The organism is Mesorhizobium sp. M5C.F.Ca.IN.020.29.1.1, assembly GCF_003997375.1.
Lineage (GTDB): Bacteria > Pseudomonadota > Alphaproteobacteria > Rhizobiales > Rhizobiaceae > Mesorhizobium > Mesorhizobium wenxiniae.
In genome coordinates this window covers 20420-45821 of the sequence record NZ_RZSW01000002.1, presented here as the reverse complement: position 1 = coordinate 45821, position 25402 = coordinate 20420, and the positions used below count along the sequence as shown (strand labels likewise).

General features: G+C 61.5%; 28 protein-coding genes and 1 tRNA gene. 17 read left to right on the top strand and 12 right to left on the bottom strand.

The annotated features are described in order from the left end of the window. Positions 1-108: 108 nt before the first annotated feature. Positions 109-591, bottom strand: a complete 483-nt coding sequence (locus EOA85_RS00600; protein ID WP_127207961.1) for an isoprenylcysteine carboxylmethyltransferase family protein — start codon at positions 589-591, stop codon at positions 109-111. A gap of 133 nt (positions 592-724) precedes the next feature. Between EOA85_RS00600 and EOA85_RS00595 the strand changes: the two genes are divergently transcribed. Together EOA85_RS00595 and EOA85_RS00590 are read left to right on the top strand one after the other, a co-directional pair. Beyond that, positions 725-1228: a MarR family transcriptional regulator gene (locus EOA85_RS00595; protein ID WP_127207960.1), complete on the top strand. Its 504-nt coding sequence runs from the start codon at positions 725-727 to the stop codon at positions 1226-1228. A 209-nt stretch (positions 1229-1437) separates the two neighbouring features. Next, a complete protein-coding gene (locus EOA85_RS00590; RefSeq protein WP_127207959.1) occupies positions 1438-1752 on the top strand; it encodes a hypothetical protein in 315 nt (104 codons plus the stop codon). Positions 1753-1828: 76 nt separating this feature from the next. On the opposite strand, the gene EOA85_RS00585 is transcribed toward EOA85_RS00590, so the two are convergent. The 3 genes from EOA85_RS00585 to EOA85_RS00575 all read right to left on the bottom strand — a co-directional run bounded on the left by EOA85_RS00585 (position 1829) and on the right by EOA85_RS00575 (position 3499). Next, positions 1829-2062, bottom strand: a complete 234-nt coding sequence (locus EOA85_RS00585; protein WP_065009975.1) for a hypothetical protein — start codon at positions 2060-2062, stop codon at positions 1829-1831. Between the two features lie 539 nt (positions 2063-2601). Then, positions 2602-3018: a LysR substrate-binding domain-containing protein gene (locus EOA85_RS00580; RefSeq protein WP_127207958.1), complete on the bottom strand. Its 417-nt coding sequence runs from the start codon at positions 3016-3018 to the stop codon at positions 2602-2604. Further along, positions 2933-3499 carry an NnrU family protein gene (locus tag EOA85_RS00575; RefSeq protein ID WP_127207957.1) on the bottom strand — a complete coding sequence of 189 codons (567 nt, stop codon included), beginning with the start codon at positions 3497-3499 and terminating at the stop codon, positions 2933-2935. Before EOA85_RS00575 ends, EOA85_RS00580 begins: the two co-directional genes overlap by 86 nt. A 950-nt stretch (positions 3500-4449) precedes the next feature. Here EOA85_RS00575 and EOA85_RS00570 point away from each other — a divergent pair. After that, positions 4450-4743, top strand: coding sequence for a GYD domain-containing protein (locus EOA85_RS00570; protein ID WP_065012366.1), 294 nt, complete (start codon positions 4450-4452; stop codon positions 4741-4743). A gap of 319 nt (positions 4744-5062) precedes the next feature. Next, complete coding sequence (locus EOA85_RS00565; protein WP_127207956.1) at positions 5063-5431, top strand: VOC family protein; 369 nt, start codon at positions 5063-5065, stop codon at positions 5429-5431. Here EOA85_RS00565 and EOA85_RS00560 read toward each other — a convergent pair. Both EOA85_RS00560 and EOA85_RS00555 read right to left on the bottom strand, forming a co-directional pair. Beyond that, on the bottom strand, positions 5377-5853 hold the full coding sequence (locus tag EOA85_RS00560) for a hypothetical protein (protein WP_127207955.1): 477 nt from the start codon (positions 5851-5853) through the stop codon (positions 5377-5379). The two genes, EOA85_RS00565 and EOA85_RS00560, sit on opposite strands and share 55 nt — an antisense overlap. A gap of 800 nt (positions 5854-6653) precedes the next feature. Next, positions 6654-6730, bottom strand: a tRNA-Arg gene (locus EOA85_RS00555). A 224-nt stretch (positions 6731-6954) separates the two neighbouring features. Between EOA85_RS00555 and EOA85_RS00550 the strand changes: the two genes are divergently transcribed. Genes EOA85_RS00550 through EOA85_RS00535 form a run of 4 tightly spaced genes read left to right on the top strand, consistent with a single transcriptional unit; the run spans position 6955 to position 13504 of the window. Further along, positions 6955-9396, top strand: a complete 2442-nt coding sequence (locus tag EOA85_RS00550; protein ID WP_127207954.1) for a DEAD/DEAH box helicase family protein — start codon at positions 6955-6957, stop codon at positions 9394-9396. 3 nt (positions 9397-9399) lie between these two features. Further along, complete coding sequence (locus EOA85_RS00545; protein ID WP_127207953.1) at positions 9400-10854, top strand: class I SAM-dependent DNA methyltransferase; 1455 nt, start codon at positions 9400-9402, stop codon at positions 10852-10854. Then, entirely contained in the window at positions 10851-12584 is a 1734-nt protein-coding gene (locus EOA85_RS00540) for a restriction endonuclease subunit S (protein ID WP_127207952.1), read from the top strand. Before EOA85_RS00545 ends, EOA85_RS00540 begins: the two co-directional genes overlap by 4 nt. Beyond that, positions 12581-13504 (top strand): hypothetical protein, encoded by a 924-nt coding sequence (locus EOA85_RS00535; RefSeq protein ID WP_127207951.1) that lies wholly within the window; start codon positions 12581-12583, stop codon positions 13502-13504. Before EOA85_RS00540 ends, EOA85_RS00535 begins: the two co-directional genes overlap by 4 nt. Positions 13505-13699: 195 nt before the next feature. On the opposite strand, the gene EOA85_RS00530 is transcribed toward EOA85_RS00535, so the two are convergent. Next, positions 13700-14587: a D-alanyl-D-alanine carboxypeptidase family protein gene (locus EOA85_RS00530; RefSeq protein WP_127207950.1), complete on the bottom strand. Its 888-nt coding sequence runs from the start codon at positions 14585-14587 to the stop codon at positions 13700-13702. A 221-nt stretch (positions 14588-14808) separates the two neighbouring features. Between EOA85_RS00530 and EOA85_RS00525 the strand changes: the two genes are divergently transcribed. From EOA85_RS00525 to EOA85_RS00510, 3 genes are all read left to right on the top strand, one after another. Continuing rightward, on the top strand, positions 14809-15918 hold the full coding sequence (locus EOA85_RS00525; protein ID WP_127207949.1) for a hypothetical protein: 1110 nt from the start codon (positions 14809-14811) through the stop codon (positions 15916-15918). A gap of 556 nt (positions 15919-16474) precedes the next feature. Next, the gene (locus EOA85_RS00515; protein WP_127207948.1) at positions 16475-17095 is read left to right on the top strand and encodes a nucleoside triphosphate hydrolase; all 621 of its coding nucleotides are present in this window, start codon (positions 16475-16477) and stop codon (positions 17093-17095) included. A 99-nt stretch (positions 17096-17194) separates the two neighbouring features. Continuing rightward, the gene (locus EOA85_RS00510; protein ID WP_127207964.1) at positions 17195-17569 is read left to right on the top strand and encodes a hypothetical protein; all 375 of its coding nucleotides are present in this window, start codon (positions 17195-17197) and stop codon (positions 17567-17569) included. Between the two features lie 50 nt (positions 17570-17619). Here EOA85_RS00510 and EOA85_RS00505 read toward each other — a convergent pair whose 3' ends face one another. The 3 genes from EOA85_RS00505 to EOA85_RS00495 all read right to left on the bottom strand — a co-directional run bounded on the left by EOA85_RS00505 (position 17620) and on the right by EOA85_RS00495 (position 19874). Continuing rightward, positions 17620-18324 carry a glutathione S-transferase N-terminal domain-containing protein gene (locus tag EOA85_RS00505; RefSeq protein WP_127207947.1) on the bottom strand — a complete coding sequence of 235 codons (705 nt, stop codon included), beginning with the start codon at positions 18322-18324 and terminating at the stop codon, positions 17620-17622. Positions 18325-18406: 82 nt separating this feature from the next. Continuing rightward, complete coding sequence (locus tag EOA85_RS00500; protein ID WP_127207946.1) at positions 18407-19615, bottom strand: beta-ketoacyl-[acyl-carrier-protein] synthase family protein; 1209 nt, start codon at positions 19613-19615, stop codon at positions 18407-18409. Between the two features lie 4 nt (positions 19616-19619). Further along, entirely contained in the window at positions 19620-19874 is a 255-nt protein-coding gene (locus EOA85_RS00495) for an acyl carrier protein (RefSeq protein ID WP_065011664.1), read from the bottom strand. A 202-nt stretch (positions 19875-20076) separates the two neighbouring features. Between EOA85_RS00495 and EOA85_RS00490 the strand changes: the two genes are divergently transcribed. Genes EOA85_RS00490 through EOA85_RS00470 form a run of 5 tightly spaced genes read left to right on the top strand, consistent with a single transcriptional unit; the run spans position 20077 to position 22472 of the window. Then, positions 20077-20919 (top strand): urease accessory protein UreD, encoded by an 843-nt coding sequence (locus tag EOA85_RS00490; protein WP_127207963.1) that lies wholly within the window; start codon positions 20077-20079, stop codon positions 20917-20919. A 43-nt stretch (positions 20920-20962) separates the two neighbouring features. Continuing rightward, entirely contained in the window at positions 20963-21265 is a 303-nt protein-coding gene (locus EOA85_RS00485) for an urease subunit gamma (protein WP_023801505.1), read from the top strand. 10 nt (positions 21266-21275) lie between these two features. Further along, entirely contained in the window at positions 21276-21533 is a 258-nt protein-coding gene (locus EOA85_RS00480) for a DUF1272 domain-containing protein (protein ID WP_127207945.1), read from the top strand. A gap of 31 nt (positions 21534-21564) precedes the next feature. After that, entirely contained in the window at positions 21565-22158 is a 594-nt protein-coding gene (locus EOA85_RS00475; protein ID WP_127207944.1) for a HupE/UreJ family protein, read from the top strand. 8 nt (positions 22159-22166) lie between these two features. Beyond that, complete coding sequence (locus EOA85_RS00470) at positions 22167-22472, top strand: urease subunit beta (RefSeq protein ID WP_095491221.1); 306 nt, start codon at positions 22167-22169, stop codon at positions 22470-22472. Between the two features lie 26 nt (positions 22473-22498). Here the strand turns inward: EOA85_RS00470 and EOA85_RS00465 are convergent, their stop codons facing one another. Both EOA85_RS00465 and EOA85_RS00460 read right to left on the bottom strand, forming a co-directional pair. Beyond that, on the bottom strand, positions 22499-22993 hold the full coding sequence (locus EOA85_RS00465; protein WP_127207943.1) for a hypothetical protein: 495 nt from the start codon (positions 22991-22993) through the stop codon (positions 22499-22501). Positions 22994-23119: 126 nt separating this feature from the next. Then, positions 23120-23503: a hypothetical protein gene (locus EOA85_RS00460; RefSeq protein WP_127207942.1), complete on the bottom strand. Its 384-nt coding sequence runs from the start codon at positions 23501-23503 to the stop codon at positions 23120-23122. Between the two features lie 173 nt (positions 23504-23676). Here EOA85_RS00460 and ureC point away from each other — a divergent pair, with 173 nt between their 5' ends. Next, a complete protein-coding gene (gene ureC, locus EOA85_RS00455) occupies positions 23677-25392 on the top strand; it encodes an urease subunit alpha (protein WP_164759427.1) in 1716 nt (571 codons plus the stop codon). The last annotated feature ends 10 nt before the right edge of the window (positions 25393-25402 follow it).

The window sequence follows — 25402 nt, the reverse complement described above, 5'->3', positions numbered from 1 at the left end:
CATTTGATACCCTGTAGCGTTGGTTCTGGATCGTCGTCAGCCGACAAAATAGTACCAACTCGACGAGACTTTGGGATCAGGCGTCACACATCAGGATTCCTGCGACTCTCAGAGCCACCGCCGCACGCGTTGCCTGTAGTGGCGATAGGCATCGCCGAAGCGCCGCTCGAGGTAGGCCTCCTCGCGGGCGACGACGCCGTAGCGGATCAGGATTGCAAGCGGCAGCGTCAGGACAAGGATCCACATATTCTGCGCGGCCACGCCGATGCCGCCATAGATGAGGAACATGCCGAGGTAGATCGGATTGCGCGTCCATCCGTGGACGCCGGTCGTCACCAGCACGCGCGTCGGCTCATTCGTCGGCACCGGCGTCTCCGCGCGCATGAAGTTGCGGATGCCCGCGGCGAACAGCGCAAAACCGATCAGGATCAGCGAGCCGCCGATGATCCAGGTGACCAGGTCATTCCTGGGGAACGGCAAGCGCAGCAGGCGATCCAGCACGAAGCCAATCAGGAAAGCAGCGAGAAAGAGCAGCGGCGGTCTCGCGATGACACCCGCGGTTCCGCTGTCGGTTTGCCCAGCCTGGTCCATGTCTGCTCCCGCAGATGCTGGAGGGCCATGAAGCCCTACAGCCGCCTAGAAACGACAACTAAGGTGTCATTCTAAAAGTTGACAACTGCAGTGTCAATCGCAGAACTTGGCACGGAAAAGGGGAAAGAAGGCGATGGCGTCGGCACGACACGGGACCGGGGCGGGCCCAAGGACGGACCCCATCGTTGACGGCAAGGCCGAGGCGATCACCGAGCTGATGCTCGAAGTGGCCCAGTGCTTCTTCAGAATACGGGCTCTCGGCCAGAAGACCGGGCTCATCACCAGTTGGGGCGGCGGTGCGTTCGGCTTCATGCGAAGCCTGGCGCTGCTTGGCCCGCTCACCGTGCCGCAGATCGCCCAGATGCGGCCCACCAGCCGTCAGCGCATGCAGCGGCTGGCGGATGAGCTTGCGGCCGAGGGGCTGGTCGAATTCATCGACAATCCAAAACACCGGCGCTCGAAGCTTGTGCAGCTGACGCGCAAAGGCGCCGCGCGCTATGGCGAGCTGAACGCTCAGCTCTTGGCGATCGCCTCGACCATGGGCGTCGCTCTCGACGAAGCCGATATCCGCAAGACCGCCGAGGTCGTGCGGCAGCTAAGCGATGACGTGAAAGTGCGGTCGGAGCGGCTGTCGTAGCGCTGGCGCAAAGGCGGCGCGGCGCCATTGATGGGAATCCTGCTTGAGCGCCTCCTCGGCCTCGTGCCGTTTCAGCCTGGATGCGCTTGGCTGTCGCCCCTTCCGTCCAAGCCTGCCGGCGACGATTGCCACCCGGAACCTCTGCGGAGCTGAGGCGTTCGAACCGCAGGAGCTGAGAGCTGCACCTGCAATTTGCAAAGAGTACTGCAATGGCTCAGAAACCAGAGATAACGACAGGCACCAACGACCGGCCGCGCAACGAAACCATAGGCCAATCCGGCGAAGGTCTGCCCGATGACAGCAGCACGTCGCTTGAAGTCGACGAAACCGTGGTCGCCCAGTTGAGAAAGCAGCTGCAAGGCAAACCCGAACAATTTGGCGAAGCCAATCCCGACGCGACAGGCATTCCCGGTGCCGGCGAGCATATGTGTCACCGCTGCGCCGGGACGGGTATGATCGACGGCCGCACCTGCCCCGAATGCGGCGGAACCGGAAAGGTGACGACGCCGATCGGCGGCGGCTGAGGCGATCAAGACAGCGATCACGCTTCGCGGCAACCTCATCACTGAAGCGTCAAGGGGCCGATGCAAATTGCGCGGATCAGATCGCCGGCACCCACTTCCAGAACACGCCCTCCATCCGTTCGGGGTAATGCTTGAACTCGCATTCGAAGCGCCATCCGTAAGTCTTGGCGGCCGCCAGCGCTTCCTTGCTGACCGGGTTCATGCCCGTTCCCGGCGCGAACCAGTCCTCCAGCAAATCGTCGGGCACGTAGGCGCCGATCCTCAAAGGCAGCTTTTCGAGGACGACATCCATTTCCTCAGGTGCGGACAATGGTTCCTCCCTTCGAGAGCTATCGACAAACAAGTCATTCGAGGCGGATTGGGTTCCAGACCATGGCAGAGTGGAAGGGAAACGTGATGGGCGACTGTCTCTCGATCTGCACATTTCAGGCCGCCCGCCGCCGCCGGTTGGTCGAACGCCGGCTAGCGTGTTCTCACAAGGTTGCAGATGGAGCTATGGGGCATACTTGACGACCGCTTGTGGGCGCCTTGCCGTCCGGCAGGACCGAGGCCGGAAGCAGACCGGCAACTTCTGGTGTCCGAAAAACGATAGCGGACATTCGGACGGCCGCGATGCGTGCGAACGGCGACCTTGTCGCTTATTGTCGTGAACGTCACGAAATGGTGCGTTCCGCTGGTTCAAACACCTGAGCCGCAGAACGCCCGATATGAGCTTCGAAGGACTGGCTGTACTAGTTTCGCGACCATAGCTCTTCCGCCGCAAACGCTTGTTGGTGATACGGAATGCACACGCGGCTCATCAATTCAAGATTGCCGGCGGCACATTCCGGCGCGACGGTGACGGTTCTTCTAAGCTTCAAAAGGCGGACGCGTGTTGCGACTCGGCGATTGGTCGGACGCTCGGTCCCAATAAGGCGGATCGCCGAAGCTTCGCCGCAGACTTTCGATGAGCGCGAGCACCTTGGCTGACGCACTGCGCTCACGCGGATAAGCGATGAACAGCTCCGCGCCTTCGGCCTCTACACCAATGTCGATTCGGGTGAGGGCCCCGTCTACAAGCTGGTAGTGGACGAAGAAGGTAGGCAGCAGCGAAATGCCGAGGCCGGCGACAGCGCTCGATCCGCGGCAACTGGTGGGATTCGCCAGGACATCCTCGAAGGCGCGCCGTCGCTGCGGACGTTCAAGCGAAGGGCGAGACTCCGAACAGCCAGCCGTGCAGCCAGAGCCCGAACAATGCGAAAGCCACCAAGCCGATGCCCACAGCAATCAGGTCGCTACGCGGTCGCACGACCGCGGGTGCCGGATCGCCGCGTGGAATGACGGCAATGAGATCGACAATCGCGTAAACCAGAAATGCTCCGAAGACTAGGAGCGAGGCAAGGTCGCCATTGGCCAGGAGGTGGCCGATGGCCCAAAGGATGATGCCCACCAGCATCGGGTGCTTCAGCCGATGCTTGATTGAACCGGTGGGCAAGTAAGCGGCTGCCAGAAAGACGAATGCGGCGAGCACCAACACCGACGCGACATGGCGGCCCCAAGAGGGCGGCTCGTAGATCTCAGGCGCATTGGGGCGATAAAGACTCCAGCCCCAGACGATCAGCACGAAGCCGATGATCGATAGGAGCGAATAAAGTCCCTTCCAGCGCCGCTCGTTTGTGGCGATTTGCTGATCACGAAAGCTGCCGGCGGCGATCCGAACAGAATGGATTCCGAAGAAGATCACGAGGCCGAAAACCAGTACTAGCATAACACCTCCGAGGTTCGGCGCGTCGGCGGGAAGCTTACGCTCTCGCTCGAGTTGCCGGCTGCATATGCGCAAAACGGATCCTGCGAACGAGATGGTCAGAGTAATATATCAGGGACCCGCAATCTTGGAATGGGCAAAGCTGCCGATTGGCACGGCACCGCACGTTTGACACCTGCCAGTCGCCGCCTTCGCGCGGCACCACTCGGTCTTCAAAGTCTCGCTCTTGGCGTTGATTCGGCTGTGCGCCACCTTTCGGGTCCTTCGCCCAATACGGGATCAGACCCCACCGCGCCGACACAAACATGGTCGTACCGCGCACCAACTCATCGACAACGATCATCGGATATGTCAGCCGGGGTGCGCCGTTCTAGACCGGAAACTGGTTCGACAGCCGGTCGACCTTGTCCGGATCAGCGAAGGAAAACTTCGCCACCATCTCTGCGATAGAGCGCTTTACATGAACCCGTCCACACATTGGGCGAAGATTGTTGCCCGAAAATCGAGACTCGAGCTTCTGGACTCAGGACAGCGACAGACACCGCTATGACAATCGTTCTGGCTGGTGGCGAAAGCGTGCTGTAAGTCTTGTCCTCCAAGTGGCCGTCGATCTCAGCTACAGTCCCTCGTCGGTCTTCCTACACTTGGGCCGGCTGCGAGGAGTTGGACGACGTCGCAGGGTGGCTTCGCCGAACTGCTGGACCACGGCTCGATCGAGATCACATTCGCATCACAATGGCGACGAGGCCATCCTCCAGGCCAAACGTGATCCTTCTTCAACGGCCTGCTAGGGCCTTCCGCCCACTGTTCCCGAGCCAAGGCGTCATAAGGGAGCCATTCTTGCAATCGGCCTTAGCAATGGGACGCAGTTCGCGTGACGTGCTATGCTTTGAGGCGGGAGATACGGCGGTCGCCGAAGCGCCCGCATGCCTCCCTGTCTATGGGAGGATAATATGGCTTACTATGTGCTGCTCACCAACTTCACGGATCAGGGGGCAAAGACAGTCAAGGACACCGTAAAGCGTGCTGAAGCATTCAAGGAGATGGCGGCCAAAAGCGGGGTCAAAGTGCATTCGCTTTACTGGACGCTCGGTCAGCACGACGTGGTCGCGATTGCCGAAGCGGACGATGATATAGCCGCGACCGCGCTCAGCTTATCAATAGCTTCGCTCGGCAACGTCCGAACGCAGACCCTAAGGGCGTTCGACGCCAACGATATGGCAAAGGTCATTGCCAAGATGGGCTGAAGAAAGAAGCGACAATAAAGATCGCGCCGACCGTTGGCGCAGGCAAACGGCCGACGCGACCGCGCCGATCCACAGTTCCGGGTTTCAGGCACGTGACGTGTGGGCGCGGGCTTCGGAAGAGATGGTTTACGTGGTTTGTGACTCAGTGCTTCCGGGAGGCTTCCCTGGAATGTCTGAGCCGGCGGCGACCGTGTCCTCGACGTCGGCGATCTCACCGTCTTGGCCGTGGCGCCGGGTAGGCGATGCAGCGAGAGCGTTCATCGTTCTTCATCGTTCAATGGAGGGGTGAGGAGGACCGGGCGGGACCAAGGAGAATCATATGTTCAGCCATGTAAAATTCGCCCATCTGCCAGTGCGCGACCAGGATCGCGCGATCGCATTCTATCGCGACAAGGTAGGGCTTAAGGTCGCGACGGATGCTCCCTATCGGGACGGTCTCCGCTGGATCGAGCTGGCCGTCGGGGAGTCGCCCACCCATCTGCTTTTCACAGAGCGGCCCGACGACACGCCCGGCGAGACGCCGAGTGCAATTCTAATTACACCCGATGTCGGGGCGGCCTATGAACGGCTGACAGAGCGCGGCGTGGAGTTCACGCACCCGCCGTCGCCGGCACCTTGGGAGCCAGGCGCCACCTACGCCCTTTTCCGCGACAGCGAGAACAACCTAATCATGCTCGGATCGCATTGATCGGGCGAGCTGGAGGAGCACTCCAGGCAGCCATCCGCGAAAAATTTCGTCGGCAATGCCAAAGTGAGAATCTTCGTGCTCTCGGATTGAGTTTCATAGCGCCCACCATCGGTCAGAGCGCTCGGTATCCTCGACAAGCTGCTAGAAATTTCGCAGAAGCTATCGATCTCGCTTTCGCGGTTGTGGAAATGGGGTGAGACGCGCACGAGCCCGTTGCGCGCCTCGACACGGACGCTGCGCATTCGAAGCAGCGCCGCCAGCGCCTCGGCATCCGATGACCTGAAGGAGATGATACCGGCGGCCTCACGCTGCGACGTCACGATGTCGGTGCCGATCCTGATCAGATTTCCGGCCAAGCGCGCACGCAGCATTGCGAGACGACGGAAGATGTTCTCCCAGCCGAGCGCCTCAAGGTCCAGCAATGAGGCTTCGAGGGCGCATCCAAGATGTGGCCCGTGATCACGCTCAGGCTAGCGACCGAAAATGCAGACGCCGCTATTTTCCAAGGCGGGTGTAGACGGCACGTGTCGCCTTCCAATACACCCGAATCTCCCAACGGATAGCTTAACCCGATCTTGCCTTCAGCCTGGAGAACCTTTGGTTCATCAGGCACTTCGTTGAGATAAATGGCGCCCCGCATGTCCGCGATGAGACTGTGGTATGACCGTGCCAGTCCTCACCGAGCATTTTCGTTGCCGCCTTTCCGTCGATAGTTGCCGTTCGGATTTTCGGTCTAAGATAGTGAAGTTCCAAGGCAAATCGTCCGCCACCCGGGACCACGCCTGCGACTACTTCGCGTTGCGAATAGTGAGAGACAAGCCGGGGAAATGGACAAGTCGAATCGTTCGTTTAGACAACTAATGTCAGCGCTATCTGGCTACGACACCGTAATCAATGCCGGTGTCGTCATGGAGCTAGGCGATTGCGCTTATCCTAGCTGTTCTGCCGCCACTGGCGCGTGAATGACCGCTTTCGGGAAGTGGCAGAAGGGCAATCAACGACGGACACGCGGCGCATAGCGGTCATCCAACGACGAATATGCGAGCTCTGCCATGAGGTCCAAATACGCCATTCGACCGTAAGCGATTCGGACTTTTTCACCGCCGATCACCGCCATTACTAGGCTTTTTTCGCCTTCTGGCTATTTCCCGCTCTTCGCACGGGCGTAGTTCCGGCGGCGATTGGCGGCAATTTTCGGTGCTTGCGTGGTGGAATGTGCCCTTGGCGCACCCGACAGGATTCGAACCTGTGACCTCTGCCTTCGGAGGGCAGCGCTCTATCCAGCTGAGCTACGGGTGCCTTCAGGATCGAAATCCGGAAAACGAACCAGCCAGTGAACCGGCCAGCCACGGCTTCTTAGCGGAAGCCGAGGCGGGCTTCAACGGCCAAGTGGAGGTTGTGCGAATTCCCACGGTCCCCACAAAACGTGGGCTTTTAAACGGCTCACTAGCCGATGTGTTGAACTGCACCCTTGATCGGAATGAGCTTACCTCATAGAGCCAAGGGTGGGGGAACATCAGTTGATGGACAAACGAAGCCTCACTGAACGCGACATCTGCACGAAATTCATCTTGCCTGCCGTCAAGCACGCTGGATGGGACGAGATGTTGCAGGTTCGGGAGGAGGTCTATTTCACCAAGGGCCGCATTATCGTGCGCGGCAAGCTGGTGACGCGCGGCAAGGCCAAGAAGGCCGACTTCGTTCTCTACTATAAGCCGAATATCCCGATCGCTCTGATCGAAGCGAAGGACAACAATCACAGCGTCGGCGATGGCATCCAGCAGGGCCTTGACTACGCCGCGACACTAGACATCCCTTTCGTCTTCTCCTCAAACGGCGATGGCTTCGTCTTTCACGACCGCTCGGGGCAGAGCGATACCAAGGAAGCGAACCTCGGTCTCGATGCTTTCCCTTCACCCGCCGATCTGTGGGTGCGCTATCGCGCCTGGAAGGGTCTCAACCCGGAAGCGGAACAGATCGTGCTTCAGGATTATTTCGACGACGGCAGCGGCAAGGCCCCCCGCTATTATCAGGTAAACGCCGTCAACGCCGCGATCGAGGCCATCGCCAAAGGCCGTGACCGCGTGCTGCTCGTCATGGCGACGGGGACGGGCAAGACCTACACGGCGTTTCAAATCATCTGGCGCTTGTGGAAGGCGGGTCGCAAGAAGCGCATCCTGTTCCTAGCCGACCGCAACGTGCTGATCGATCAGACGATGGTCAACGATTTCCGCCCGTTCGGCGCAGCGATGGCGAAGCTTTCGACGAACGCTAAGACCATCGAACGGCAGGACGGCACAACCGTCGATCTGACGCTGGCACTCGACCGAAAGCGGCGCATCGACACCGCCTTCGAGGTGTATCTCGGGCTCTATCAGGCGATCACTGGGCCGGAGGAGCGCCAGAAGCTCTACAAGGAGTTCTCGCCCGGCTTCTTCGATCTGATCGTTATCGACGAATGCCATCGCGGCAGCGCGGCGGAGGATTCCGCTTGGCGCGAAATCCTCACCCACTTTTCCGGTGCAACGCAGATCGGCCTAACTGCCACGCCGAAGGAAACGGAATACGTTTCCAACGCCGATTATTTCGGCGAGCCAATCTTCACCTATTCATTGCGCCAAGGCATCAGCGACGGCTTCCTTGCGCCCTACAAGGTCATCAAGGTCCACATCGATCGCGACGTAGAGGGCTATCGCCCGGAACTTGGGCAACTCGACCGAGACGGCAACGAAGTGGAGGATCGCATCTATAACGCCAAGGATTTCGACCGGACGCTGGTTCTTGACGACCGCACCCTGCTTACCGCCAAGAAGGTCACCGAATTTCTAAAGGAAAGCGGCGACCGCTTCCAGAAAACCATAGTGTTCTGCGTTGACCAGGAGCACGCAGCGCGTATGCGACAGGCGCTCATCAACGAGAATAAGGATCTTTGCGACGAGAACCACCGATACGTCATGCGGATCACCGGTAGCGACAAGGATGGCCAGGACCAACTCGGCAATTTCCTCGACCCGGAATCGAAATATCCGGTTCTCGTCACAACCTCGCGGCTTTTGTCCACCGGGGTTGATGCGCAGACCTGTCGGTTGATCGTGCTCGACCGCACGGTGGATTCGATGACCGAATTCAAGCAGATCGTCGGGCGTGGCACCCGCGTTCACGAGGACACCAAGAAATTCTACTTCACGCTGATCGACTTTCGCGGCGCGACCTCTCATTTCGCCGATCCGCAGTTCGATGGCGACCCGGTGCAGATTTATGAACCCAGCGAAGACGATCCGATTACGCCGCCCGATGATGCCGTCGTTGATTTTGGTGAAGGTAATCAAGCGCCTTACGAATCGGGCGATGGCGAAACCATAATTGATCAGGGTTTTCCGCTGCCGCCGGGCAACCAGGCGCGCAAGATTTATGTGGACGGCGTCGGTGCCCGCATCGTCGCCGAGCGCGTCGAATATCTCGACGAGAACGGCAAGCTCGTCACCGAAAGCTTGCGCGGTTTCACTAAGACGGCGTTGAAGAAGCGTTTCGCTAGTCTCGACGATTTCCTCAGGCGCTGGAAATCTGCTGACCGCAAACAGGCAATCATTGACGGACTGGAAGCCGAGGGTCTGGCGCTCGATGCCATTGCGGATGAACTGGGCAAGAACCTCGATCCCTTCGATCTGATCTGCCACGTCGCCTTCGATAAGAAACCTTTGACACGCCGTGAGCGGGCCGAGAACGTCAAAAAGCGCGATGTTTTCACGAAATACAACGCGCGAGCCCGCGCCGTCCTTAACGCACTGCTTGAAAAATATCGCGACGAGGGCGTGCTCAATCTCGACGACGCGAATGTGCTGAAGGTAACGCCTTTCACCGCAATGGGCAGCGTCGTGCAACTTATCAAGGCATTCGGCGGTAAGGACGGTTTCGAGAAAGCTGTCCACGAATTGCAAGACGCCCTCTATCAGGAGACCGCTTAAACCATGATCGTCCGAACCACCATCAAATCCATTCAGGACATCATGCGCCAGGACGTCGGTGTCGATGGCGATGCACAGCGCATCAGCCAGTTATGCTGGATGTTCTTCCTCAAGATCATCGACGATCAGGACCAGGAACTCGAACTGACCAAGGATGGCTACCACTCGCCGATCCCGGAAAATCTCCAGTGGCGCAGCTGGGCGGCGGATCCGGAAGGCGTTACGGGGCAAGCCATGCTTGATTTCATCAATGATGAACTGTTCCCCGCTTTGAAGGGGTTGCAGCTCACTGGAAAGCCCGGCGACCGGCGCCGCGTGGTGCGCGATGTGTTCGAGGATGCCTATAACTACATGAAATCCGGCCATCTCATCCGGCAGGTGGTGAACAAGATCAACGAGGTCGATTTCAACAATCTCGATGAGCGGCGTCACTTTGGCGAGTTTTACGAGCAGTTGCTCAACGACTTGCAATCGGCCGGCAATGCAGGCGAATATTACACGCCACGCGCGGTCACCGCCTTCATGGTCGACCGTATTGACCCGAAACCTGGTGAAACTCTGTTCGATCCCGCTTGCGGCACCGGCGGTTTTCTTACCTGTGCTATCCGGCACATGGAGAAGAACTACATCCGCACTCCCAAACAGCGCGAAGCGATGCAAAGCGCACTTCGCGCGGTGGAGAAAAAGCAGCTTCCGCACATGCTCTGCGTCACCAACATGTTGTTGCACGAGATCGAGGACCCAAGCTTTGTGCGCCACGACAACACGTTGGCCCGCCCGCTCATTTCGTGGAGGAAGGAAGAGCGAGTTGATATCGTCGTCACCAATCCGCCCTTCGGCGGACGTGAGGAGGACGGCATCGAGAATAACTTTCCGACCTTCCGCACGAAGGAAACCGCCGATCTGTTCCTCGCGCTTATTGTGCGGCTGCTGAAGACCGACGGTCGCGCCGCGGTGGTGCTGCCCGATGGCACGCTGTTCGGTGAGGGCGTGAAGACACGACTGAAGGAGCATCTGATGGAGGAATGTAATCTCCACACGATCGTCCGCTTGCCCAATTCCGTGTTCAAGCCCTATGCCTCAATCGGCACCAACCTTTTGTTTTTCGAGAAGGGCGCACCGACCAAGGACATCTGGTTCTACGAGCATCGCGTGCCCAACGGCCAGAAGGCCTATTCTATGACCAAGCCGATCCGGTTGGAGCATTTCCAGGGCTGCATCGACTGGTGGGGCGGCAAGGAGCGCAAGGGCCGCGAGGAAACGCCGCAGGCGTGGCGCGTGACGGCGCAAGAGGTGAAGGCGCGCGGCTTTAATCTCGACATCAAGAATCCGCATACAGTGGCGGATGACCACGGCGACCCCGAAACGCTGCTGGCGAACCTCGCCCGCGCCGAAGCCGAGACGGCGGCTTATCGCGACCAGTTGAAGGCGATCCTCGCCGAGGCGCTGGCCCGATGAATGCGGAACGCCTGCTGAATCATTACGAGCAGATTGCCGACGCGCCCGACGCAATTGTGCGGCTACGCCGCTTCATTCTCGATCTGGCGGTGCGCGGCAAGCTGGTGCCGCAGGAGGCGGGCGAAGAATCGGCATCGGACCTGCTGAAGCGGATCGCGAAGGAGAAGGCGCGGCTGGTGAAGGCCGGAGAGCTTCGCAAGCCGCGTGACTTTGATAACGGCAACGACCTCAACGAGCCTTTCGCGATCCCGGTGACATGGAGATGGCTGAGGCTTGATGCAGTTGGCGCAATCGTTGGCGGTGGAACGCCATCGGCCGCCGACTCCGACAACTTTACCGAACCGGGCGAGGGCGTGCCATGGCTTACGCCTGCCGATCTTGGCGGATATTCAAACCTCTACATCTCGCGAGGTTCCCGAGACCTATCAGAAAAGGGATCGCGGGCTTCATCGGCAACCGTAATGCCGAAGGGCACGGTGCTGTTCACCAGCCGGGCACCGATCGGCTATGTCGCTATCGCCGCAAATGCGATTTCGACCAACCAGGGATTCAAGTCGATCGTTCCCTACGTCCCGGATTGTTCGCGCTTCATCGCAACTGCGATGAAGGCATTTGCGCCCGAGATTGACGCCAAAGCTCCGGGCACCACATTCAAGGAAGTTTCGGGCAAGATCGTCGCCGCAATTCCCTTTCCCCTTCCACCGCTCGCCGAGCAGAATCGGATCGTCGCCAAGGTCGATGAACTGATGGGTCTGTGCGACCAGCTGGAGGCGGCGCGTGCAAGCCGCGAGAGGTCACGCGACCGGCTGGCGGCGGCGAGCCTCGCCCGCCTCAACGCGCCTGGTCCCGAAAGCTTCCGGGCCGACGCCCGCTTCGCCCTTGACGCGCTGCCAGCGCTAACAACGCGCCCCGACCAGATCAAGCACCTCCGCCAAACCATCCTCAACCTCGCCATGCGCGGAAAGCTCGTGCCACAGGACCCGAACGACAATCCGGCGTCGGAACTGCTTGTTAGTCTGCATCCTGGCGCTAAAAAGGCCCGCGGAAAGAAAACCAAGTCAGATAATATCACTTTAGCCGATGCCCCTTTCGATTGTCCGAAGGGCTGGGTGTGGACGAAAGTGCAGAATGTTCTCGATGAGAACCGAGAGATTTCTTACGGAGTGATCAAGCTTGGTGACGAACCCAAGTCCGGCGGCATTCCTACACTGAGGTGTAGTGACGTGCGTGCAGGTTATGTCGACCTTTCAGGCGTTCGGAAAGTTCGTGAAACGATCGAGGCTGAATATGCCCGGACGCGCCTTTCGGGTGGCGAAGTTGTCATTAATATTCGTGGAACCCTCGGTGGCGTGGCACTCGTTCCGCCCGATTTGAGCGGGTTCAATGTTGCGAGAGAAGTCGCCGTGGTTCCTATTGCTGACGCAATACCAGGACCGTTCATGGTCTACCTGATGCTGTCCCCGTACTTCTGGGATCATATCCAGAACAATCTCCGTGGGATCGCGTACAAGGGGCTCAACCTCGGGATTTTGAGAGACCTTCCAATTCCGCTCCCACCCCTCGCTGAACAACATCGCATCGTCGCCAAGGTTGATGCGCTGTTGGCGCTTTGCGACCGGCTTGAGGCGAGCCTCAGTGCTACCGCCGGCACCCGCCGCCGCCTTCTCGACGCGCTGCTGGCCGAAGCGCTGGCGCCGGCAGGCGCGCGCGAACTGGAGGCAGCGGAGTGACGCTCCTGATCGAATATCAGAGCCGATCTTTTCCCAGCGCATACAATTTGGCACGCACCGGAACTCTCAGCACATCATGGGATGAACTACTCTGGGCGGCGATAACTATTGGCCGCCCAAGCACCTACCACGTATTTCAGCATGGGCCGACGTCGTTCCACGAGGCAATATTCCGGTTGTCCCTGATCCGCATGGCCGTTGAGCAGAATTGGCACCGGCATCTTCAACGCACTGATGCCTTTGCTGCGCTGGACCCTACTGAGAAGGGAATGGTCAGCTACTTCCTGGGAATGACACTTTGCAAGCTGTTCTCATCACGGATATTGAACACACCGTCGCTGCTTCACCTCGACGTTTTTCGCCCTCAGCTTAACCCCACAATCCTTGGCAGATCGCGCCCCGATCTTGTTGGCGAAAACAACGCTGGAAAGTGGTACGCCTTTGAAAGCAAAGGGCGATCGTCTGTACCATCATCGGGCGACAAGGCAAAAGCGAAGTTGCAGGCCCACCGCCTTGTTTCAATCGGTGGCCACCCATGTACGTTGCACGTCGGCTCGTTCGCCTTCTTCCAATCTGATCTGCTTAAGTTCTACTGGCGGGATCCGGATCCAGACGCAAAGGAACCGATTGAACTGCCGCGCCCGGGTGAGGAATGGAGATACTACTACGAACCCGGCCTCAGTCTCGCATCAATGCTCGATGAAGGTGCCATGGCATTAGAGCACGAAAGGGCTGATGCCACCGTTACAATTCATCCGAAGATTCGCGAGTTGCTCGAGCAAGGGCTGTGGTTACAGGCGCGCGAAGCGGCCAGAATGCTTCAAGATGAGTTCGGATCTGATGGGTATCGGCCGGACGGTTTGCGGGTCGTTGCAGGTGAGAGCTGGTCCAAGTCGTATGACTTTTCGGAAAGACGGTAAGGCCGGCAAACCTGCGGTTTTGTCGGACTTATGAAGAATGGCGCCGGCGCCTAAAATGAAAAACCCGCCCTCGGCGGGCGGGCGCAAATCAACACTATGAATAAATTCCTAGCATAACTGCCGTCACCTGTCAAGTTGAAACTGACACGGATCGCTGACACCCGTCACGAGCTCGCCCCCGCCGAACGTCACGCCTCACTGCTCCCCGGCATACAGCAACCTTGTCGTCGTGTTCGATGCCGGCGACAGGTTGCGCTGGATCAGCGCTTCGACGTGGTCGTTGCGCTGGCGCGCGCTGTCGGCGCCCATCACCACGAGGATCAGCCGGCGGCCGTCGGCATCGTAGGAGGTGACGATGTTGAAGCCTGAGGCTCTGATAAAGCCTGTCTTGATGCCGTTGACGCCGCGGACGCGGCCGAGCATGTCGTTGTGGCCGCGCACCAGCCTGCCCCGGAACATGAAGTCGCTCTCGGAGAAATAGTGGAAATGCTGCGGGAAGCGGGCGCGCAGCGCCGTGCCAAGCACCGCCATGTCGCGCGCCGTCGTCAGCTGGCCGGCGTCCGGCAGGCCCGAGGCGTTGCGGAAGACGGTGCTGCGCATGCCGATCTGGCGCGCTTTGGCGGTCATCATTGCGGCGAACGCCGCTTCGCTGCCGCCGAGATATTCGGCGACGGCGACCGCCACGTCATTGGCCGATTTGACGGTGATCGCGCGGATCGCCGATTCGACATCGATCGTCTCGCCGCGCCTGAAGCGCAGCTTGGTCGGCGGCTGCCTGGCGGCGTTGTCCGAGACCGGGATCAGCGTCGTCTTGCTGATGCGGCCCTGTTCCAGCGCCTCGAATAGAAGGTAGAGCGTCATCATCTTGGTCAGCGACGCCGGATAGCGCGGCGCCGTCGAATTGGCCTCGAACAGCGTCTTGCCGCTGCTGCCGTCGATGACGACAGCCGCATATTTCTGCGCCGGCGCCGGCACCGCCAGCATGGTTTCAGTCGGCGTCGTCGCGCAGCCGGCGACGAGCACCAGCAGCGCCAGCGCTGCGACAAATCTTTGGAGGAGCGGAAAGAGGCGCGGTTTGGACAAGATAGGTCTGTTCTGAAAGGTGGCAGTTGCTTAAACGAACGGGAAACTAGCGTAACCCAATGGCGCCGTCTATTTGGTTAATGCCGGTGTTGCGCAGGATCACCGCCTGTCCACAGGACGGAGCCGGCGCTGCGTCGATCTCGGCACCGAATACCGGGACTGAGCTTGCGCAACCGGCACCGAGCGGGTTTGCTGGCGCTGGCAGAATCAGCAGGTGCGCCATGGATACGCTGACGATCAAGGCAAAAGGCATTTCGGTAACGGTCGATCTCACCGTCGGCCATCTCGCCGACATGACGGTCGATATCGACGGGCGCCGGCTAAAGCCGCTGCATCGCGCGCCGTGGATCGGCGAGCCGCGCGAGACGCTGCCGCCAGACCTGCCCGAGGGCACCGTTCGCCTGTCCGGCGATTTCCTCTGCGCGCCGTTTTCGCGCAGCGATGTCGAGGCGGCACCGCTGCATGGCTGGCCGGCCAACAGCCCCTGGGATGTCGTCGATTCCGAGGCGACTGCCGACGGCTGGCGGGCCGTTTTCAGGCTGCGGCACCTGGTCATGGGCGCCACGGTCGACAAGATCCTCACTTTGCGCGACGACCATCCCTTTCTCTATCAGGAACATGTCTTTTCCGGTGGCTCGGGCGGCATTTCCGTCGCCCATCATCCGATGACAGCGATGAAGGACGGCGGCAGGCTCGCCTTCTCGCCGAAGCGATTTGCGGCAACGCCGGACGATCCGCTCGAGCCTGACCCGGCCCGCGGCCGTTTTCTGCTCGTCTATCCGGCCCGCTCTGCAGACCTGACGCGTTTTCCCGCCGCCGATGGCGGCACGCTCGACCTGACCGACTATCGCATGGACCAGAGCCGAGAGGATTTTGTCACGCTGGTCGAGGCCGACCATGGCGGGCCGGGCTGGACCGCGCTGGCGCGCCAGGCGGAAGCCGATCTCGTTGTGGTGCTGAAGAACCCCGCCGAGCTGCCGGTCACCATGCTGTGGATCAGCAATGGCGGGCGCGACTACGCGCCGTGGAGCGGCCGCCATCGCGGCGTGCTCGGCATCGAGGACGGCCGCACCGCGCTCGGCCATGCCGCGTCGCTGGGTGACAACTGGCTGAAGCGGGAAGGGGTGGCGACCGCCTTTGCCCTTGGCGAAGGCCGCAACGTCTCGTTCCGCCACGTCATCGGCGCACTGCCTCAAGAAGCCGGCGGCGAGCCGCCGCGCGACATCATAACCGAGCAGGGGCATATGCGCATTGCGGCGCCTGACGGTACGATGCGGGAAGTGCCTTTCGACGGCGATTTCCTGCGGATTGGCAAGTCGCTCCCAGCTTGAGCGCTCGCCTCCCCACCTTCGTCATCCCAGGGCGGAGCAGGAGCGAAGCGACGTCGCGGAGACCCTGGGATCCATGCCGTGACATCGGAGCGCTGCTGCGGTGCAGAACCTTTGATCGCGGAGGGACAACGCCCCCCTCTGTCCTGCCGGACATCTCCCCCACAAGGAGGGAGATTGGCCTTCATCACTGATTTCGCCAACAACCAACCTTGCAAAAAGGACGCTGTCCGCGAAAGCGGCCGATCTCCCCCCAAGTGGGGGAGATGTCCGGCAGGACAGAGGGGGGCGCGAAGGATCGCTGCGGAGCGCTTTTATTCTGAGCCGCAGCATTCTTCGGCTGATGTCACGGCATGGATCCTGGGGTCTGCGCCGCGTCGCTTCGCTCCTTGCTTCGCCCCAGGATGACGAAAGGGAGTATCGTTTCGGGCCAATCCTAGAGGTCTGCGATTTGCCAACGGACGGTCGAAACTTCTGTGTCGAGGACTAATCCCAGATTTGAAATTCCTGCGAATTATCGCCAAGATGCGATCCAAAACACCCGGCCAGAAAGGCTCCGATGTCCGAGATTGCCCACCTCGCCGCCACCATCTTCAAGCGCGCCGGCAAGGCGCAGCGTTTTGTCGTTGCCATCGCCGGTCCTCCGGGCGCCGGCAAGTCGACGATTTCGGCCCGCCTGCATGAACTGCTGCCGGAAGGTACGGCCGAAATCGTGCCCATGGATGGCTTCCATTACGACGATATCGTGCTCGAGCAGCGCGGCCTGCGCGCGCGCAAGGGCGCTCCGGAAACTTTTGACTTTGCCGGCTTCGAAACCTTGCTGAAGCGCATCCGCGCGGCCGAGCCCGACATCGCCATTCCGGTGTTCGACCGCAGCATGGAGCTGTCTCGCGCGGCCGCTTCGATCATCGCCGCCGACACCAAGTTCATCCTGGTTGAAGGCAATTATCTCTTGCTCGACGAGGAACCCTGGTCGCGACTGGCGCCGCTGTTCGATTTCTCGATTTTCGTCGATGTGCCGCGCGCTGAGCTCGAGCGCCGGCTGCTTGAGCGATGGCATGAGCATGGCCGCTCCGACGAGGACGCCCGCGCCTGGATCGCCTCCAACGACATGCCCAACATCGACCGCGTGCTTGCCCGCCGCCGCCTCGCCGATCTGGTGATCGGCGATCAATCCTGATTTGCAGGACGGCCCCGCCGGAACCTTAGGACTTTCCGGCCGTTATGTCGGATACGGCAATGATGCTGACATGAGGAAAACTGTCCCATGGCAACTCCGATGGCAACCAAGGCAAGAAAGCCTGCGCCCGGCAAGGGCAGGGCAACTCGATCAAAGGCAGCTGAATCAAAGGCAACTGAATCAAAGACGGGCGCTGGCCCGGCGGTCGCCGCCCGCTCCAAGGATGCAAAGCCTACTTTCGGCAAGGCGGCACCGAAGAAAGTGACACCGACCGCAGCTAAGGCCACGGCAAAACCCGCCAAGCCGAGGAAATCGGCAAGCGGTGGCTCGATGGCAGACAGCGCAATGCGCACGGTCAAGACGACGGCCAATGTCGCGGCCGGTGCGGTTGTCGCCACCGCCAAGACCGCTGCATCCCTTGCCGCTTCCGTTATGGGCAAGGGCGGCTCAAAATCCAAAGCCAAGACAAAGTAGGTCTCGCGTACGACAGCCGCTTTGTGCAGCTCGACCGATTAGCCCCCTAGTTAGCCCCGGGCGGGGATACTAAGACCCTTTTGCACCGCCGGCCGGGCAAGGCCGCGTTCCAGCCATGCCGCGACATGGCGGAAGTCGTCGAAGCCGACAAGTTCCCTTGCCTCGTAAAAACCGATCAGATTGCGCACCCAGCCCAGCATCGAGATATCGGCGATGGTGTAGTCGTCGTCCATGATCCAGCTGCGGCCCTTCAGCCTCGTCTCGAGCACACCGATCAGCCGCCGCGATTCGTCGCGATAGCGCGCCAGCGGCCGCTTGTCGGCGATTTCGCGTCCGGCGAATTTGTGGAAGAAGCCGACCTGCCCGAACATCGGCCCGATCGAGGCCATCTGGAAGAACACCCACTGGATCGTTTCGTAACGCCGCGCCGGGTCGGCCGGGACCAGCTTTCCGGTCTTGTCTGAGAGATAGAGCAGGATGGCGCCGGATTCGAACAGCCCGATCGGCCTGCCGCCCGGGCCGTCCGGATCGATCATCGCCGGGATTTTGCCGTTGGGGTTCAGCGACAGGAATTCCGGCGTCCAGCTTTCCTTCTTGCCGATGTTCACCGCATGCGCCTCGTACGGCAGGCCGAGTTCCTCCAGCGCGATCGACACCTTCACTCCGTTCGGCGTCGGGAACGAATAGAGCTGGATGCGGTCGGGATGGCTGGCCGGCCAGCGCGTGGCGATCGGAAAGGCGGACAGGTCGGTCATCGAAACTCCTGGGCGGGGATTTTTCGCGCGTGCGTGGCGCGTGGCAAGACGCGTCTCGCCGTATCTTGGGAACCGGTTGCGGTCAGACCGCCTTGAACGCCAGCACCGCATTGGTGCCGCCGAAGGCGAAGCCGTTGCTGATCGCCGCGCGCACCTTGCGCTCGCGCGCCACATTCGGCGTGATGTCGAGATCGCAATCGGCGTCGGTTTCGCGAAAATTGGCTGTCGGCGGCACGATGCCTTCGCGGATCGCCATCACGCAGGCGATCAGCTCCAGCGCGCCCGACGCGCCGAGGCAGTGGGCGTGCATCGATTTGGTCGAGGAGATCGAAAGCCTGGAGGCATGATCGCCGAAGACGCGCTTGATCGCCGCCGTCTCGATCTGGTCGTTGGCCTTGGTGCCGGTGCCATGCGCATTGACATAGTCGATGTCTTCCGGGTTCAGCCTGGCATCGACGAGGCAGAAGCGCATCGCCGCCTCCGGCCCTTCGATGGTCGGCGCGACGATGTCGGAGGCATCGCCGGAAAGGCCGGCGCCGGCAATTTCGGCCAGAATCGTGGCGCCGCGCGCCATGGCATGCTCGTAGGTTTCCAGCACAACCATGCCGGCGCCTTCGCCGAGCACCAGGCCTTGGCGATCGGCCGAAAACGGCCGGCAGGTGTCGGGCGACAGCACCCGCAGCGCCTCCCAGCCTTTCAGGATGCCCCAGACCAGTGGCGCATCGGTGCCGCCGGCGAGCATGATATCGGCGCGGCCGAGCCTGATCTGGTCGACAGCCGAGGCAATGGCGTGGTTGGACGAGGAGCAGGCAGAGGTGATGCCGAAGACCGGTCCGCGCAGGCCGAGATTCATGCTGACATGGCCGGCCGCGGCACCCGGCATCACTTTCGGCACGGTGAAGATGCCGGCGCGATTCTTGCCTTCGAGCAGGATGGCGCGATAGCTCTCTTCGATCGCCTCCCAGCCGCAAACGCCGACGCCGACGATGGCGCCCATCCGGTAGGTGTTGGCTGCGTGCGAGGTCAAGCCAGCCTGTTGCGCGGCTTCCCGCGCGGCGATCGTCGCCAGCAGGCTGAAGCGATCCATCGACACGACCTGCTTGCGGTCGATACCGTGATCGGGAAGCGTCTTGATTTCGCAGCCGACCCTGACTTTCAGGTCATGCAGCTCCGAATTGACGATCGGGCCGATGGCCGAGCGGCCGTCGCGCATCTCGCCCCAGATTGCGGGCGCATTGGTGCCGAGCCCGCATATGCCGCCGATGCCGGTAATGACGACGCGCTTGTTCATTCAGTCAGGCTTTATTCGCGATCAGCGCGCGAACCGCCTCGACCATGTCGCCGACGTTCTTCAGGTTGCTCCAGGCATCGACCGTGTTCATCTCGATCTCGATGCCATACTGTTCCTCGAGATCGAAGATGATCTCCGTCAGTTCCAGCGAATGGATGCCAAGTGAGGTCAGTTCGGTGCTGGTGGTGATTTCTTCGCCACCCGGCTCGGCATGAGCTTTGATCTTCGCGATGATGTCCGTTGCCAGCTGGTCAGCCATTCGGTTCCTTCCCCAACCTTGTCGTTTCTCGACGCCGACTGATCAGCGCCTCTTTTTCCCCAGGTTCAGATCGTCACCGTCGCCTTTTATCCCGCCAGGCGCTGTGTGACCGTACCAAGACGGCTCCTCTATAGAAACCGAAACGTTGTCAAGCAACAAGCTATATGTCGACAAAGCCGGCGGAGTGCTTAACCTTGGCACCATGAATCTGATCGAACGTGGCCTGACCTTTGTGCCGCCGGCCCAGCGCGTCGCCGGAACGGCGCAGCTTGCATGCGACAGGAATGGCGGCCGCACGCGTCTTCGGCGGCTTTATCAGGATGGTTCCGCCAAGATCCGCATGCCTGCCGTCTCGGCCGATCCGCTCGAAGCCGTCCTGATCAACACCGCCGGCGGGCTGACCGGCGGCGACCGCCTCGGCTGGGAGGTCGATGTCGGCGCCGGCGCCTCCGCCACCATAACCACCCAGGCCTGCGAGAAGGTTTACCGTGCCGCATCCGGTCGCGCCGAGGTGCGGGTGAAGCTGACGGTCGGCGCCGGCGGCCGCATCGCCTGGCTGCCGCAGGAAACCATCGTCTTTGATCGATCGGCCTTTGCCCGCAGGCTCGACCTGGAGCTTGCCGCCGGTGCCGAGGCGCTGGTGCTCGAGGCGACCGTCTTTGGCCGCCTCGCCATGGGCGAACGCGCGGCGCACGGCAATTTCCATGACCGCTGGCGGGTCAGCCAGGATGGAGCGCTTGTTCATGCCGAGGATTTCCGCATCGGGCCCGGCATTGCGGCCATTCTGGGCCGTTCGGCCGTGGCCGGCGGCGCCATCGCCATGGCGACGGTGCTGATGGTCTCACCGCGGGTGGAGGCTTTGCTGGATCCGGCCCGGGACATCATCAGCGGCCAGGGCGACGCCAGCGTCTGGACCGTGAAGAAATCTGGCAAGCTTCTTGCGAGGCTGTTTGCCGAGGACGGCTACCAGCTCCGCAAGCGGCTGGTTCCGCTCGTCGAATTGCTCAACGGACGGGCGGGTCTGCCCAAATTATGGTCACTCTGATTCCGATTATGTCATTCCAATTTACGCCATCCTAGGGAAACGCATGAACCTGACGCCAAGGGAAAAGGACAAGCTGCTGATCGCCATGGCGGCGATCGTGGCGCGCAAGCGGCTCGAACGCGGCGTCAAGCTCAATCACCCCGAGGCGATCGCGCTGATCACCGACTTTGTTGTCGAGGGCGCCCGCGACGGCCGCCAGGTCGCCGAGCTGATGGAGGCCGGCGCCCATGTCGTCACCCGCGCACAGGTGATGGAGGGCATCGCCGAGATGATCCACGACGTCCAGGTCGAGGCGACGTTTCCCGACGGCACCAAGCTGGTGACCGTGCACGAACCGATACGGTGAGGAGAGGAAAATGCTTGAACTGCGCCCCAACTGCGAATGCTGCGACAAGGACCTGCCGCCTGAGGCGACGGATGCGCTGATCTGCACCTTCGAGTGTACCTTTTGCGCCGATTGCGCGGCAAACGTGCTGGGCGGCGTCTGCCCGAATTGCGGCGGCAATTTTTCAGTGCGCCCGATCCGCCCGGCAGCGATGCTGACGAAACATCCCGCCTCGACAAAGCGCGTCCTCAAGGCCGAAGGCTGCAGCCCGGCCGGCAAGGCCGCGTGACGGCACGATCCTGATAACGGAAGGCATATCGATGGTTCCCGCAACGATCAAACGCACGTCGCTCTCGGCGATCCTGCTTCTCGCCACCGCAATGCCCGCCTATGCCCATATCGGCATCGGCACGACCGCGTCCCTGTCGGCCGGCCTCATGCATCCGCTCTCCGGCCTCGACCACATGGCGGTTATGATCGCGGTCGGGTTGTGGGCGGCGCTCAACGGCGGCAAGGCGGTTGTCGCCTGGCCGCTCGCCTTTGTCGGCGTCATGCTGGCGGGCGGTACGCTCGGCATGCTGCAGGTGCCGGTTCCGTTCGTCGAACCGGGCATACTGGCGTCCGTCGTCGCGCTGGGACTGCTGGTCGCGCTCGCGGTCGATCTTCCGGTCTCGGCCGGCGTCGCCATCATCGGCCTGTTCGCGCTGTTCCACGGTCACGCCCATGGCACCGAGGTGCCTGAAAACGCCGGCGGGCTCGGCTATATGGCCGGCTTTGCCGTCACCACCGCGCTGCTCCATGCCGCCGGCCTCGCCGCCGGTCTTGGCCTCGGCATCAGATTCCCGGGCCTTGCCCGCGCCGCTGGCGGCGCCTGTGCTGCCGTCGGTGCCGGCCTCGCCTTCGGCGTCTTGTGAGGCTGGCGATGATCCCGGGCGAAATCATCACGGCAGGCGGCGAGATCGAACTCAACAAGGGCCAGCCGACCGTCACCATGAAAGTGGCCAACAGCGGCGACCGGCCGGTCCAGGTCGGCAGCCACTATCACTTCTTCGAGACCAATGAGGGGCTGAAATTTGATCGCGACAAGGCGCGGGGCATGCGCCTCGACATCGCCGCCGGCACGGCGATGCGCTTCGAGCCCGGCCAGGAGCGCGACGTCACTTTGGTGCCGCTCGGCGGCAAGCGCGAGGTCTACGGGTTCCAGCAGAAGATCATGGGCGCGCTGTGAGATCCAAGGCGTCGAGCAGTTTCGGCTCAGCTGGGCGGCTTGGCCGCTGCGTAGATGACGACCTTTCCAGGATCATCGAATTCCACGGCGAGAACGTCTTCAGTCTGCACGCGTTGAGAGTCGATGGCGTTGAACAGCAATGCGTTCGCCTCGATCTCCTCGCGCAGTTCCGCAATCTCGTCCTGATGCTGCTCGACCTTGCTTTCGATCGCCGGCGGCAGACCGCCTTCCGTGCGCGCCGCGTCGGTGAGGAACACGATATCGACTTTGTCGAGCTTGGATGTCTTGCGCACAGTACCGATGTTTTCACGCGTCCGGTCGATCGCCGTGGCGACTTTGCCGGCTTCCACAGCCGTGTTGGTCTCTTCCTGGCCGACTTCCGAGCCGATGATCTTGTTGACCGTATCCGGGCCTTCCAGACCCTGTGCATTCAGCGCAGCCTGGGGAACGCTCGCCGCGAGAAACGCAGTTGCGGCAACCATATGCAGCCATCTGGTGTCGGGGAAGGTGGTGATCGCCATCGCTCGCTCTCGGAGCCGCTTTCGAGACTCGTTACTTGGCCAAAAAGTCGAAACGTATTCCGCCCTGCGAAGGTTCCCTCCCCGATGCGGCAGGCCGACCTTGTGCCGGCCCGCCACAGCGTATCGTCAGCTCGCTTTTTTGGTGATCAAGGTCAGCGCGCCATTGGTGTCCATGCTGGCGGCGATCACTTGCGCCGAGGTGAGTCCTTTGGCTTCGAGCGCGGATTTGACCTGGGGGGTCGCGTCGATCGAGCTGCGCAATTTCTGCAGGCCGTCCTCGCCGCGCTTGGCGATCACTTCGTTGACCTTCGTCTGCGTTTCCTTGGGCAGTTCCTCGATGTCGACGACGTTCACGGTCTGAATCGCCGGCGCTTCCGGCTGAGCGCCGGGCGCCGCGGGAGCGGGCGAAGCCGGCGGCTCGCCGGGTTGCGGCGCCGGCTGTTGCTGGGCGCTGGCAGCGGTCGCGAGCAGGAGGGTGGCGGCGGCAGCGAGACTTATCGTTTTGCGCATGGATCTTCCTTTCCATCGATTGGCGAACGGTCGTTTTGGGGTGACCCGGCCACCTCAAACGTTAAATGGGATCGGAAGGTGTCGCTCAGCGGGTCATTACGTGACCATAGGATGGCGACAATGTGCGGCCGGGCTTCGACCGGCTGTATTGGGACGTATTTCGGGAGCAATCGCTGATGGCTAGAATCACCCGCGCCGCCTATGCGCAGATGTACGGCCCGACCGTCGGCGACAAGGTGCGGCTCGCCGATACCGAACTGTTCATCGAGGTCGAAAAGGATTTCACCCTTCATGGCGAAGAGGTGAAATTCGGCGGCGGCAAAGTCATCCGCGACGGCATGGGCCAGAGCCAGGTATCCCGCGCCCAAGGCGCCGTCGACACCGTGATCACCAATGCGCTGGTCGTCGATGCATCAGACGGCGTCTTCAAGGCCGATATCGGCCTCAGGGATGGACGCATCGCCGCGATCGGCAAGGCCGGCAATCCGGACATGCAAAACGGCGTCACCATCATCATCGGTCCCGGCACCGAGATCATCGCCGGCGAAGGCAAGATCCTCACCGCCGGCGGCTTCGACGCGCATATCCACTTCATCTGCCCGCAGCAGATCGAGGAGGCGCTGATGTCAGGCATCACCACCATGCTCGGCGGCGGCACCGGACCGGCGCATGGCACGCTGGCGACTACGTGCACGCCTGGGCCGTGGCATCTGGCGCGCATGATCCAGTCCTTCGACGCCTTTCCGATGAACATCGGCCTGTCGGGCAAGGGCAACGCGTCCTTGCCGGCCGCGCTTGAAGAGATGGTGCTGGGCGGTGCCTGCTCGCTTAAGTTGCACGAGGACTGGGGCACGACACCAGCGGCAATCGACTGCTGCCTGTCGGTCGCCGACGACTACGACGTGCAGGTGATGATCCACACCGACACGCTGAACGAATCCGGCTTTGTCGAAAACACGGTGGCGGCGATCAAGGGCCGCACCATCCACGCCTTCCACACCGAAGGCGCCGGCGGCGGCCATGCGCCCGATATCATCAAGGTTTGCGGGCTGCCCAACGTGATCCCGTCCTCGACCAATCCGACCCGGCCCTACACCGTCAACACGCTGGCCGAGCATCTCGACATGCTGATGGTCTGTCATCATCTGTCGCCGTCGATCCCGGAAGACATCGCCTTTGCCGAAAGCCGCATCCGCAAGGAGACCATCGCCGCCGAAGACATTTTGCACGACATCGGCGCCTTCTCGATCATCTCGTCGGACAGCCAGGCCATGGGCCGCGTCGGCGAAGTGGCGATCCGCACCTGGCAGACCGCCGACAAGATGAAGCGCCAGCGTGGTTCGCTGCCGCAGGAGACCGGCGACAACGACAATTTCCGCGTCCGCCGCTACATCGCCAAATACACGATCAACCCGGCCATCGCGCACGGCCTGTCGAACGAGATCGGCTCGGTGGCGGTCGGCAAGCGCGCCGACCTGGTGCTGTGGAACCCTGCCTTTTTCGGCGTCAAGCCGGATATGGTGCTGATCGGCGGCATGATCGCCGCCGCCCCGATGGGCGATCCCAACGCCTCGATCCCGACACCGCAGCCGATGCACTACCGGCCGATGTTCGGCGCCTATGGCAAGGCGATGACCAATTCGTCGGTGACCTTCGTTTCCAGGGCGGCGCTCGATGCCGGCCTGCGCGGCCGGCTCGGCGTCGACAAGCAGATGGTCGCCGTCGAGAACACCCGCGGGGGCATCGGCAAGCATTCGATGGTGCTCAACGACGCCACCCCGCATGTCGAAGTCGACCCCGAAACCTACGAGGTGCGCGCCGACGGCGAATTGCTCACCTGCGAGCCGGCCACGGTGCTGCCGATGGCGCAGAGGTACTTTTTGTTCTGATCCATCGGCG